The organism is Specibacter sp. BI4 (assembly GCF_056680095.1).
In genome coordinates, this window is sequence record NZ_CM155265.1 from 2935650 (window position 1) to 2948611 (window position 12962).

10 protein-coding genes are annotated in these 12962 nt (G+C 64.2%); 6 read left to right on the forward strand and 4 right to left on the reverse strand.

The window, feature by feature from the left end; all coding sequences use genetic code 11:
• The first annotated feature begins 40 nt into the window (after positions 1–40).
• The 5 genes from AC1L6K_RS13490 to AC1L6K_RS13510 all read left to right on the forward strand — a co-directional run bounded on the left by AC1L6K_RS13490 (position 41) and on the right by AC1L6K_RS13510 (position 7020).
• A complete protein-coding gene (locus AC1L6K_RS13490) occupies positions 41–1066 on the forward strand; it encodes an aliphatic sulfonate ABC transporter substrate-binding protein (protein ID WP_480949374.1) in 1026 nt (341 codons plus the stop codon).
• Between the two features lie 5 nt (positions 1067–1071).
• Positions 1072–2586 carry a sulfatase family protein gene (locus AC1L6K_RS13495; RefSeq protein WP_480949375.1) on the forward strand — a complete coding sequence of 505 codons (1515 nt, stop codon included), beginning with the start codon at positions 1072–1074 and terminating at the stop codon, positions 2584–2586.
• A 56-nt stretch (positions 2587–2642) separates the two neighbouring features.
• On the forward strand, positions 2643–2822 hold the full coding sequence (locus AC1L6K_RS13500; RefSeq protein WP_480949376.1) for a hypothetical protein: 180 nt from the start codon (positions 2643–2645) through the stop codon (positions 2820–2822).
• Positions 2819–5188: a family 20 glycosylhydrolase gene (locus tag AC1L6K_RS13505; protein ID WP_480949377.1), complete on the forward strand. Its 2370-nt coding sequence runs from the start codon at positions 2819–2821 to the stop codon at positions 5186–5188. The genes AC1L6K_RS13500 and AC1L6K_RS13505 overlap by 4 nt, the downstream gene beginning before the upstream one ends.
• A 143-nt stretch (positions 5189–5331) precedes the next feature.
• Positions 5332–7020 carry a cation:proton antiporter gene (locus tag AC1L6K_RS13510; protein ID WP_480949378.1) on the forward strand — a complete coding sequence of 563 codons (1689 nt, stop codon included), beginning with the start codon at positions 5332–5334 and terminating at the stop codon, positions 7018–7020.
• A 93-nt stretch (positions 7021–7113) separates the two neighbouring features.
• Here the strand turns inward: AC1L6K_RS13510 and AC1L6K_RS13515 are convergent, their stop codons facing one another.
• Positions 7114–7545, reverse strand: coding sequence for a DoxX family protein (locus AC1L6K_RS13515; protein ID WP_480949379.1), 432 nt, complete (start codon positions 7543–7545; stop codon positions 7114–7116).
• A 163-nt stretch (positions 7546–7708) separates the two neighbouring features.
• Complete coding sequence (locus AC1L6K_RS13520; RefSeq protein WP_480949380.1) at positions 7709–8539, reverse strand: DedA family protein; 831 nt, start codon at positions 8537–8539, stop codon at positions 7709–7711.
• 345 nt (positions 8540–8884) lie between these two features.
• Here AC1L6K_RS13520 and AC1L6K_RS13525 point away from each other — a divergent pair, with 345 nt between their 5' ends.
• The gene (locus AC1L6K_RS13525; RefSeq protein ID WP_480949381.1) at positions 8885–10354 is read left to right on the forward strand and encodes a DHA2 family efflux MFS transporter permease subunit; all 1470 of its coding nucleotides are present in this window, start codon (positions 8885–8887) and stop codon (positions 10352–10354) included.
• A 97-nt stretch (positions 10355–10451) separates the two neighbouring features.
• On the opposite strand, the gene arfA is transcribed toward AC1L6K_RS13525, so the two are convergent.
• Positions 10452–11990 (reverse strand): arabinosylfuranosidase ArfA, encoded by a 1539-nt coding sequence (gene arfA / locus AC1L6K_RS13530; RefSeq protein WP_480949382.1) that lies wholly within the window; start codon positions 11988–11990, stop codon positions 10452–10454.
• A gap of 66 nt (positions 11991–12056) precedes the next feature.
• Positions 12057–12959: a carbohydrate ABC transporter permease gene (locus tag AC1L6K_RS13535; RefSeq protein ID WP_480949383.1), complete on the reverse strand. Its 903-nt coding sequence runs from the start codon at positions 12957–12959 to the stop codon at positions 12057–12059.
• Positions 12960–12962: the final 3 nt, after the last annotated feature.

Genomic DNA, 12962 nt, shown 5'->3' on the forward strand with positions numbered 1-12962 from the left:
AATGGCCCGACGACGGGCACGCAACTTTCCAGGAGACGTCATGTCAACAAACTTTTCACGCCGCAATGTCCTCCAGCTGTCCATGGGCGCAGCAGCCATCTCGTTGCTGGCAGCCTGCGGAGCCAAAACGGACGATGCCGCAGCCGGCGGCCAGGGCGCCAAGGAAGCCGTTGAGATCAAGGTCGGTTACATTGCCGACTACAACGGTGCGGCCTTGATGGCCGTGGCGGACCAGGAAGGGTACTGGGCCAAGGCCGGCCTGAAGCCCAAGTACCTGCCGTTCACCAACGGCCCGCTGGCCATCCAGGCGCTGGGCACGGACAATGTCGATGTCGCCTACATCGGCTCCGGCGCGCTCTGGCTGCCGGCCTCGGGCAAGGCCGAGATCTGGGCCGTCAACTCCGTCTCCAACGCTGACCGCATCATCGCCCAGCCCGGCAACAAGACCCTTGCCGACCTGAAGGGCAAGAAGGTCGCCGTGCCCATCGGCACCTCCGGCGACCAGCTGTTCAGCCTTGCCCTGGCAAAGGAAGGCCTCACCCGCGATGACTTCGAGGTAACAGCCATGGAACCGCCCGCCATCGTCGCAGCGTTCGCCTCAAAGCAGATCGACGGGGCCGCCCTCTGGTACCCCTTGATCGACAGCGCCAAGAAGGGCCAGCCGGACCTGGTTGAGCTGTTCTCCAACGAGGACTTCATCGACACCCTGACGTTCCCCTCCACCTTCGTGGCAGGCGCCGGCCGTGCCGCGAAAGACAAGGAACTGGCCACCAGCTTCATCTCCGTGGTCAAGAGCGCCAATGACTACCGGCACAGCAACCAGGAAAGCACGATCGCGCTCACGGCGAAGTTCCTCAAGCTCAAGGAAGAGGACATGGCCGCCCAGGCCAGCGTTGCCAAGCTGTTCACCACCAAGGAACTTGACACACTCTCGTCCGAAGGAACCGTCTACACCTGGCTGAAGGGCCTGCAGGAACAATTCAAGAAGGATGAGAAGATCACTGACGTTGTGGACGCCAAGACGTTCTACAATTCCGAACTGTTCACCAGCGCACCGGCGGCCTAGCCTCAATGCCTTCCGGGAACCACACCGACAAACGCCGCAACATGCTGTTCCTCATGACGGACCAGCAGCGCATCGACACCCTCGGCTGCTACGGCAACACCTCGCAGCACACCCCCAATCTGGACAGGTTGGCCGCGCGCGGAACAACCTTTGACAGGGCCTATACGCCCACGGCCATTTGCACGCCCGCCCGTGCCAGCCTGCTGACAGGCCTGCAACCGTTTGAACACGGCCTGCTCGCCAATTACGAATGGAATTCAGGGCACCGGGAAGAACTTCCCGACGGCCTGCCTACGTTCTCCGCAGCATTGCTGGAGCAGGGCTACCGGCTGGGACACGTGGGCAAGTGGCATGTGGGCAGGGACCGCGGACCGGAACACTACGGCTTTGAGGGGATCCACCTGCCGGGCGCCTTGAACGTGTTTGACGACCCCGGCTACGAAGACTGGCTCAGGGCGAACGACCATCCCGACTTCCGCATTTCCAACCCCGTGTACACCACCCGGGCCGACGGCAGCCAGGGACATTTGATTGCCGGTGTCACCGACCAGCCCACCGAAGCCACCTTCGAGGCCTTCCTGGCGGACCAGACCATCGCCAAGCTGCGGGAATTTGCCGACGGGGCGCTGCTGGCGGACGAGGGCACGCCGTTCTTCCTGTCGTGCCACATCTTTGGCCCACACCTGCCTTACCTGATCCCGCAGCAGTGGTACGACATGGTGGATCCTGCCACCATCGAACTGCCCGGCTCGTTCGCCGAGACGTTCCATGGCAAGCCCATGGTGCAGCAGGCGTACGCCGAGTACTGGTCAACCGACTGCTTCACCGTTGAAGAGTGGAAGAAGCTCACGGCAGTTTACTGGGGCTACGTCTCCATGATCGACCATGAGATTGGCCGCATCCTCGACGTCCTGGATGAGCTGGATCTGACGGACAGCACCGCCGTCATGTTCACCGCAGACCATGGCGAGTTCACGGGCGCGCACCGGCTCAACGACAAGGGGCCGGCCATGTATGAGGACATCTACCGGATACCGGCCATTGTTGCCCTGCCCGGCGAGGTGGAACGCCGCGAGGACAGGTTCATCAGCCTGCTGGACTTCACGGCCACGTTCCATGAGATTGCCGGGGCGGACGCCTCGGGAGTCCACGGCAGGAGCCTGCTCCCCCTGGCGCACGGCGAGCAGGTGGAGGGCTGGCGCGAGGACATCCTGTGCGAATTCCATGGCCACCACTTCCCATACGCCCAGCGCATGATTCGCAACAAGGACGTGAAGTACATTGCGAATCCGGAGGGCATCGACGAGTTCTACGACATGATCGCAGACCCGGACGAACTCACCAATGTCGTCAACGTGCCGTTCTACCGCGACCGGGTCAGCACCATGCGCCGTGCCATGTACCGCCAGCTGGTTGAACGTGGCGACAAGTTCGCCCAATGGCTGGCGTTTGCCGGGGACATCCCCGAGGCCGACCGCGTCCGTCCGGACACCGCCGTCGAACGTTTCATCATCCACTAGCACCACCCGCTGCGGATGCCTCCTGCGGTACCAAGAGAAGTAAGGCAAGTACCCGAATGCACGCACCAAGAACATTCAAGGGAACGACGACGGCCGGGCTCGCCTGCGCCGCGGCGCTGGGCTTGTTTGCTGCGGTCCTGCCCATGGCAGCGACAGCATCCCCGGCACAGGCTGCACCGATTGTGGTGCCGCCCTGGCCATGGACGGCACCACGTGGACTGATGCCAGGGACATGAGCTCGGAGACAGGCCCCGGCCGCGTCGATGAGGTGCACTTAGGTGTCACGAACACCAAATTCGTGCGCATGCTGGGTGCGGAGCGCTGGTCAACGTATGGCTACTCCATCGCCGAATTCGAGATCCATGGCAAGGCGCAAGCTGTCGTGCCGGAAAGCCCGGCACTGGTGCCGCTGCCGGCGTCGCTGGCCGAAACCGCCAACGGCACGTTCCGGCTGCTGCCATCGAGCCGCATCGTGGCCACGGGCGACGCTGTTGCCGCCGCCACCTACTTTGCCGGGAAAGCCCGCAGAAGCACCGGCTTTGCGCTGCCGGTGGTTGGTGGTTCGCCAACGCCCGACGACGTGTCTGTCACCGTCGCTGCCGGCAGCTCCGAGGACAAACCGGAAAGCTACACCCTTCAGGCCGATGCCTACGGCGCCCGGGTTGAGGCCAACTCTTCGGCGGGTGCGTTGAACGGTGTCCAGACCCTGCGCCAGCTTTTCCCGCAGTGGATTGAATCGGACACAGTGGTCAACACGCCCTGGACCGTCGACGGCGTCGTCATCAGCGACCACCCCCGTTATGAGCACAGGGGCATCCAGATTGACGTGGCCCGGTCCTTTTACACCGTCGATGAAATGAAGGAACACATCGACAACGCCGCACAGTTCAAGTTCAACCGCCTGCACATCCATCTGACGGACGACCAGGGCTGGCGGATTGCGATGGACCAGCCGGCAAACAACCCGTCAGGCATCAAGTACACGGACCTGGCTGACATCTCCGGCAAGACGGCCATGACCTACAACGACGCCGGCGTCATGCAGGGCACCGAACTGGGCCACACCGGCTTCTACTCCAAGGCCGACTACCAGGAGATCGTCAGCTACGCCGGTGACAACGGCATGGCAGTGGTCCCCGCAATTGACATGCCCGGGCACACCACTGCCGCGCTGCACGCCATTCCGGAACTGAACTCCTCAGGGGCAGCCCCGAAACCGCTGCCCGGCACAGATACGGCGCCAGCCCAGGGCTCGGGCAACGTTGGCGGCTCCACCTTCGACGCCGACAGCGCGGCGACGTACGAGTTCACGAAGGAAGTCCTGACCCAAATCGCGGCCATGACTCCCGGGCCCTACGTCCACATTGGCGGCGACGAATCATTTGTCACCCCGCACGAGAAGTACTCCAACATGGTGTCGGCGTTCGCCGACCAGGTGGTCGCCACGGGCAAGCACGTCATCGGCTGGAACGAGTACGCCTCGGCCGAGCTTCCGGCCGGCTCAATCGTGCAGTACTGGAACGGCAACCGCCAGGGCGTTGCGGACAGGGTTCTTGCGAACGACTCCAAGGTGATTCTCTCCCCGGTTGAAAGGACGTACATTCCACAGAAGCAGGACAACTCCGAGCCTGTGGGCGGCACGTGGGCCTGCGGTGGCGCCTGCACCCTGCAAAACCACTACGACTGGGACCCGGGCACCTACCTGCCGGGCATTGGCGACGACCGGGTGCTTGGGGTTGAGACGGTCCAATGGGGCGAGTGGCTCCGCGGCATGGAACAAACGGAGTCCTATCAGTACCCGCGCACCCTGGCAACGGCGGAGGTGGGATGGTCCGCGCAGGAAAACCGCCGCTATGATGACTTCACGAAGCGCGCGGGAGCCTTGGGCGGCCGCATGGCCATTCAGGACCTGACACATTTCAAGACCACCGCAGTGGACTGGACAACGGCCCCGGCCGCGCCGGAGGACAAGCCGGCACTTGCGGATCCTGCCGCGCTTCCTGCCAAATCCCCGTTTGACCTGGGTGTTCCGGCCACGGAGTTCGACGGCGGCGAGTACGTCACGATGGGCAGGCTGCCGGACAACGCCTGGTTGCTGGCTGCAATCCAAGGGACAGCTGACGACGATGCCGCCGCCGTGAGCAGCGGGTGGGTTCGCACCAATGCCGCCGGCGAGGCTCCCCTGGCCATACCCACCGGTCTGGCCCCGGGCGGCCATGTAGTAACTGTGCAAAGTGACAGCGGGCCGCTGCTCGGCTTTGCGACAATGACCATGGCAGCCGAGGATGTCCCGGCAACGACTCCGCCGGTGACTGCCGAACCCACAGTTGACCCGACGGCTGGGCCCACGGATCCGGCCACCACCCAGCCTGCCGCGGACACCTCTACTCCCCCGGCAGCAACAGAGACTGCAGCGTCCACCACCCCGGCGGGCGCTGAAACAGACCCGGCCGGGGACGGCACCGCCAGTGCCGCCCCAACGGCAGGAACGACGTCGCCCACGGCGTCTTCCAGCGGGAACAGCACGGATGATCTGGCCCGCACAGGCGCCAAATCTTCCCTGCTGATGGCGGTGCAGCCCTGGCGTTGGTCACGGGCCTGACAATTCTGGCCGGCGCACGCCGGCGCTCCGTGACAACGACCCCATTTGTGTGCACAGGACACGGAACCGCCCGCGGGCGGCCGTGAGAATGGCGGTGGTGACAACACTGGAATTCACCCCAATTTACTGACAATCTTGCACACATGACAGAATTTCTCGTCGTCATCGTTTCCGCCCTCCTGGTCATCGCCGCCGCAACCCTCCTGGGCCCGCGCCTGGGCATAGCCTCGCCCCTGGTACTGGTCGCGGTTGGTGTTGCCGCCAGTTTCCTGCCGATGTTCGCTGCCGTGTCCATTGAGCCCGCCTGGATCCTTGAGGGCGTGCTGCCGCCGTTGCTCTACTCCGCTGCCGTGTCGATGCCAACCATGAACTTCCGCCGGGAGTTCGGAGCCATAGGTGGCTTGTCGGTGGTCCTGGTGGTCGGCAGCGCCCTGCTGCTGGGCTTGTTCTTCATGCTCGTCATTCCGGGAATCGGCTTCGCTTGGGGTGTCGCCCTGGGTGCGATCGTCAGCCCGACCGACGCCGTGGCGACCTCGATCGTCAAGCGAACCTCGGTGTCCAAGCGCGTCGTGGCGATGCTTGAGGGTGAGAGCCTGCTGAACGACGCCACGGCACTCGTGCTGCTCCGGACCGCGATCGTCGCGACGGCGGCGGCCTTCTCGTTTTGGGGCGCGGTCGGCACCTTCGCCTACTCTGTAGTCGTTGCGCTGGTTGTCGGCCTCGTCGTGGGCTGGCTCAACCTTGTCGTGCGGAAGCGGCTGACGGACTCCACCGTCAACACCGTCATCTCCTTCACGGTGCCGTTCATCGCCGCCGTGCCCGCCGAGCTCATCGGGGCATCGGGACTCGTCGCTGCCGTGGTCGCGGGACTCGTGACGGGGATCGGCGCGCCACGTCATCTCCCGCCCAGGAGCCGGCTGTCCGACTCGCAGAATTGGCGCATGGTCGAGCTCGTCCTCGAAGGCGCGGTGTTCCTGACGATGGGAGTGCAGATCAAGTCGATCGTGACAAACGTCCAGCAGGATCACGCCGGCGTTGGGACTGCCCTGCTAGTCGCTGCCGGGGCGCTGCTCCTGACGATCCTGGTGCGTGCCGCGTACGTAGCCCCGCTGCTGGGCAGCCTCGCCCGGCGGTCCAAGCGGGTCGAATCCCTGCAGGCACAACTTCTGGGCATGCAGGAAAAGTTAAGCACTCCCGAGGGCAAGGAGGAAACATTCAAGACGGCAAGCAGGAGCGGAAGTCCTGTGACAGAACACCGCCTCGAGCACTTCAGCCAGCGATTTACGCAGCGGATCACGAAGACACTTGCTGACATCGACTATTTTGTCCGCGAGCCGCTTGGCTGGCGCGAGGGCACCGCCGTGGTGTGGGCCGGCATGCGTGGCGCAGTGACAGTGGCTGCCGCGCAGACACTTCCGGCCGACACTCCGCAGCGCTCAGTCCTGGTCCTCATTGCGTTCACCGTCGCAGTCATGTCCCTCCTCGTCCAAGGCGGCACCATCGGGCCGCTGATGTGCCGCTTGACGCCCAAAACGGACCAGGCCGACGTCGATGAGCGCAACCACCAGGAGGTCGTCCAGCTCTTGACGATGATGCGAACGAGTGCGGGCACCGTTCCGGAACCGTCGCACGTCGAAGACGACGGCGGGGCGTCGCCTGCCGACTTCGCCACGGCCAAGCGCCACCGGCTGGCTGTCATCGAAGCACAGCGGTCGGTCCTGCTCGATGCCCGCGACAATGGAATCTTCGATTCGGATGTCCTTGCCAACGCACTCGCGAACCTTGACGCCTCGCAGATTGCCATCGAGCTGCGCGGCACACCAACACAGTGATGCGGGACGGGCGGATGCCGACAGGATGCTTGGCGAACACCGGGCCCGTACATCCACGGTTTCCGGCCACAACCCGACGCCGCCCGAAGCGGCTCAGGGCCGGCGTGCCCTCCACGCCCACGCAACCAAGGGCAGCTGCAAGGGCAGCCGCAGCGCGTGGATGCGCCGTTCCGACGGTGTACCATCGGGTCCGAAGGCGCGGCGCAGGGCCGTCAAGTGCCCGGCCGTGAAGCCTGCAAACATGACGGTGGTGGCAACGGCCGCAGCCTTCCGCGTTCCCGGGACCAGCAGTCCGAGGGCGGCCACCGCTTCAGGCAACGCCGAAACGACCACCCACTGGTGGCGTGTCATGAGGCCAAACCGTCCGCCCCTGTCACTGCACAACGACGGCGGAACCACCCGGTAATAAAACTTGGGGTTCCGGAGGTGGTTGACCGCGCTGGTGCCCAGCAGTGCAGCGAGGGCCCACGCGTTCGCGTGTGCCTTGAAACTGTTGGCAGCAACGTTGGAGGTGTTTGGATTCATGGCACCATCCTTGCATGCCCTGGACCGTGCCAGTGGCGCCTCAAGCAAAGACCGGCGTCCGGCGCCGGACGGCATTCATGCGCGTGGAAACGAATCCGTGGAGGGGCTGAACAGGTGAACCGGCGTAAACGCGGCGCCCTGGGTCAGCCCCACCATGCCGTTGTCACCTGCAGGCAGCCCCTGCGGGTTGGCGACCGGCTTCCCCTGCCGAATCCCTATCAGACAGCGCCGCATCGGGCAGAGCAGGATCGAACTGGGCGACATCCGGCAGAGCCGCATCCGCCGCGAATGGATCCGGCAGGACCGGTTCGGCCGGGCCTGCCGCAGCGGGACTTGCCCAGGATTGCGGCGTGCCCGCAGCTGCCCGCCGTGCCTGAGCCAGCGGCATCCTGGCCCGAGCCGACCACGTCCGCAATATCCCCGGAACCTTGTCAAGGAAGAGACCAATCAACCCCGCTGCAACGATCGCCACAATGAACCCCAGGAGCGGATACTCACGGAACCAGGCGCCGGCCACGACACCGATCCCCACGGAGTAAGCAGCCCAGAGGCTCGCCGACAGGGCGGTTGCGGCAATGAAACGCCGGCGCGAATAGCCCGTGGCACCGGCCGTGAGATTGACGGCAACCCTGGCCACGGGTATGAAGCGCGCCACGAGGATGATCGACACTGCCCGGCTTTCCAGCCCGGCTCCTGCCCGGGCAAAGGCACGCTGCATGAACGGCCGGCGCATCCACCCGAACCGGCGGGTGCCCGCGCCCCGACCAAATGCGTACGCCAAGTTGTCGCCAAGAAAAGTGCCGAGCACCGCGGCCAGCAGAAGGAGCCACACATCGGAACCTCCATCCACTACGGCCAGGGACGCCATGCCCACGACTATCGCTTCGCTGGGGAAGGGCGGGAAGAATCCGTCGATGATGCAGCCCAGTGCGACGACGGCGTAGATCCAGGGCTGTCCGGCCGCTGCCAGCAGGAATTCAGTCATCGGAGGCATCGCGGAGATGTTGTTTGTTCATGTAATCAACGCTACCGACGGCGCCGGGCGGCGACTATGGGGGAAACCCCCGGTTTTTTCGTCGGGAAACCACCCCGCACCCAGGGTTCGGCAGGGGTGGCCCCCTGGGCGCCGCAGGCCGTGCGGGGGAACGCCGCCGCGGGGGCGGGTGTCGGGCGTTGCCCGGGTGCTGCCGTCGAACTTCTGGAATAAACTGTGTGAAAGCTGGGAATAGATCGGCACCGGCCGACGCTTGCAGCTGTGAGTCGAAATTCAATCGGGCCAGCCGGCCTTGAACTGATTCCACAGTCCACAATTTTCATCCTCCAGGATTCAGGATTTCTTATGTCTATTTCCACCGCTGACGTGCCGGACCGGCTCTCGGCAAGGGACCGCACGACCATCACCGTTTTGCTGGTGTCGGCATTTGTGGTGATCCTCAACGAAACCATCATGAACGTGGCACTGCCGCGCCTGATGCACGAGTTTGAGGTCTCCCCCTCCGCCATCCAGTGGCTTGCCACGGCCTTCATGCTGACGATGTCGGTTGTCATTCCCGCGACCGGCTACCTGCTGACGCGATTCCCCATTCGCACGGTGTTCATCCTGGCCATGGGCTTGTTCTCGGTGGGCACGCTGTTGGCCGGCGTGGCCCCGGGCTTCGAGGTCTTGCTCGTTGCCCGGGTGATTCAGGCCTCGGGCACTGCCATCATGATGCCGCTGCTCATGACGACAATCCTTGATCTGGTGCCGTCGCACCGCCGTGGCGCTGTGATGGGCAACGTCTCGATCGTGATCTCCGTGGCACCCGCCATCGGGCCGACACTCTCGGGCATCATCCTGCACTCCCTGTCATGGCGATTCATGTTCTTGTTCGTGCTGCCGATCGCCGTCGCCGCACTGATCCTGGGCTCACGCCTGTTGCCCACGGACAGCAAGCGGAGCAGGTCCAAGTTCTCCATCCCGTCAGTGCTGATCTCCATCCCGGCCTTCGGCGGCCTGGTCTACGGGCTCAGCGGCATCGGCTCCCCCGACGCCGCAACAAAGCAGATCGCGATCATCGCCCTGGTTGTTTCGCTGGTCTCGCTGGCCGGATTCGTGCTGCTGCAGTTGCGGCTGCAGCGCAGGGACGCCGCACTGCTGGACATGCGGCCGTTCCTGCACCGCCAGTTCACCCTGGCCCTGTCCCTGATGGTCATGGCCATGGTGGCGCTGTTCGGCGTGATCATCCTGCTGCCGATGTACCTGCAGAATGTGCGCGGGCTCGACGTGCTGTCCACCGGGCTGCTGATGCTCCCGGGCGGGCTGCTCATGGGCCTGCTGGCCCCGTGGGTCGGGAAACTGTTCGACAAGGTTGGCGCCCGGCCGTTGCTCGTCCCCGGCGGACTGCTGCTGTCGGCGATTCTGTTCGGCTACACCCAACTCAATGAAAATACCCCGCTGGTGGTCATCATTGGGCTGCACCTGCTGATGTCGATCGCCCTGGCGTTCATCTTCACCCCTGCCTTCACGGCCGGGCTGAACCCGCTGCCGCACTCCCTGCACTCACACGGATCGGCCGTGCTTTCCACGCTCCAGCAACTGGGCGGGGCTGCCGGCACCGCACTGCTGGTGGGTGTCATGTCGGCCGGAACCATCGCTGCCGCGGCCGCCGGCAAGAGCGAGATTGCGGCACAGGCCAGCGGTTTCAGCAACGGTTTCCTGGTTGCCGCGTTTGTCTCGCTTGGCATCGTGGTGATTGCCGCGTTCATGGGCAGGGACGCTGCCGACGCCGGGTCCGCCGTCCCGGCCAAGGATTCCGTGGCGGCGCACTAACCGCTGCCGCACCACAAAGCGTGGCATCCACCTTCGCAGCAATCGCGACGGCGGATGCCACGCTTTGTCGTTCGCGGGGCCGGTTCCTGGTGTCGCCCTAGTTCTTGCTGACCTCAAGTTCGACGACGGCCCACGACAGTGCCGGAAGCGTCAGCTTCAGTTCGTCCCCGGCCGCCTTGACGCCCTCGAGCTTGGCCATGCCGACCTGGTTTTGGCGGGCCAGGGTGTTCTTGGTGAACCGGTCCCTGCCCTCCGGTGCTTCGAGCACTTCGGCCCGGGTGATGCGGCCGGCGTCGAAACCGCGCAGGCATACCTCCACGTCGGCGGCTTCCTCCAGCCCGCGGTTGGCAAAGAACAACGCCACCCGCCCGCTTTCCTCATTCCACGTGGCGCTGACGTCAACCAGGTCCGCGTCACCAAACTTCGCCGTCTCCACCTTGTCCGATTCGACGTGGGTGCGCAGGATCCGCCCCTTCGCCAGCTCGGCCATGCGGGCAAAGGGGAAGAAGATGCTTTGGCGCCAGGCCGGCCCGTTCTCCTCGGCCAGGATCGGGGCAATGACGTTGACAAGTTGGGCCTGGTTGGCGATCTTGACCCTGTCGCCGTGGCGCAGCAGTGAGTTCAACAAGGTGCCCACCACCACCGCGTCGGTGACGTTGTACTTGTCCTCGATGACCCGGGGGTGTTCGCGCCACCCGGAGGCGTTCACCCGGTGCGGCTGGTCTTCGGTGTCCAGGCCGCGCTGGTACCAGACGTTCCATTCATCGAAGGAGAGGTTGATTTCCTTTTTGTGCTTGCCCTTGGCCTTGACCGAGTCGGCCGTGGCCACCACAGACTCGATGAAGTAGTCCATGTCAACGGCACTTGCCAGGAAACTCTTGGCGTCGCCGTCGTGCTCCTGGTAGTAGGCATGCAGGGATACGTAGTCGACTTCGTCGTAGGCGTGGGTGAGCACCGTCTGCTCCCAGGAGCCAAAGGTGGGCATGGCCGAACTTGAACTGCCGCAGGCCACCAATTCGATGGTGGGGTCGACCAGGCGCATGGCCTTGCCCGCCTCCTGGGCCAGCCGGCCGTATTCTTCGGCAGTTTTGTGGCCAATCTGCCAGGGTCCGTCCATCTCGTTGCCCAGGCACCAGAGCTTGATGTCGAAGGGGTCCTTGTGGCCGTTCTTCGCCCGCAGGTCCGAGAGGTATGTTCCGCCGGGGTGGTTGGCGTACTCGACGATTTCCCGGGCCGCGTTCACGCCGCGGGTGCCAAGGTTGATGGCTTCCATGATTTCGGTGCCGGCCTTGCGTGACCAGTCCACGAACTCGTGGAGGCCGAAGGCGTTGGTTTCCAGTGTGTGCCAGGCTCCGTCAAGGCGGCGGGGCCTGTTCGCCACGGGCCCGATGCCGTCTTCCCAGTTGTAGCCGGAGACGAAGTTTCCGCCGGGGTAGCGGACTACCGTGGCACCGAGTTCCTTGGTGAGGTCCAGCACATCCCTGCGGAAGCCCTGCTCATCGGCTGACTGATGGCCCGGCTCGTAGATTCCGGTGTAGACGCAGCGGCCCATGTGCTCCACAAAGGAACCAAAGAGTCGATGCGGCACCTCCGAAATGGTGAAGTCGCGGTCAATGCTGATCCGTGCACGTGACATGGTGGTGATTCTCCTGTTTTTTGATGGTTTTCAAAAGCGTGGTGCTGGTCGCGCTGGTGGTGCGGTTTAGGTTCCGGCCAGCCCGGTGGTGGAAATGCCCTTGATGATCTGGCGTTGGAAGAAGAGGAAGACCACGATCAGGGGAAGCGCCGCCAACAACGCGGAGGCCATGTTTTGGGCGTACTGGATGCCGTAGGCACTCTTGATGGTTTGCAGCCCGACGGGCAGGGTCAGCATGGAGCTGTCGTTGGTGACGATGAACGGCCACAGGAAGTTGTTCCACGCGCCAATGAAGACAAAGATTGCGACGGCGGCGAGAATGGGCCGTGACAGTGGAAGCACCACCTGCCAGAAAATACGGATCCGCCCCGCGCCGTCCACCAGGGCCGCGTCCTCCAGTTCGCGCGGGATCTGGTCGAAGAACTTCTTCAGCACAAACACCATGGCGGGTGCGATGACCTGGGGCAGGATGATGCCCCAATATGTGTCGATCATGTGGAAGGACACCATTTGGTAGAACAGCGGGATGATCAACACCGGCGGCGGCACAATGAGCGAGGCAACGATGACAGTCATCAGCACCTTTCTGCCCTTGAAGTCGATGCGCGAGAGCGCATAGGCGGCCAGCGTTGAGATGGCCAGGGTGACAAGGGTGATGGCGGCAGCTGTGAAGAGTGAATTCCAGGTCCATTGCGGGATGTTTCCTTGTTGCAGGACCTTGGCGAATGCCTCGAAGGTGAACCCGGACTTGGGCACCAGGGTGATGGGGGTGGACGCGGCCTCGGTTTCACTTTTAAACGCGGTCATGGTGGCCCAGGCGAAAGGGACAAGCCAGGTGACGGCCAGCACTGCCACGATGACCGTGGCGATGATCCGGCTGGGCGGGATGCGCTTCTTCCGCCGTCTGTCGGGGATCTGGCGCGTGCCGCCGTCGACGCTTTCGGCTGGGGTGAGAGTAGACACTGCCATGGC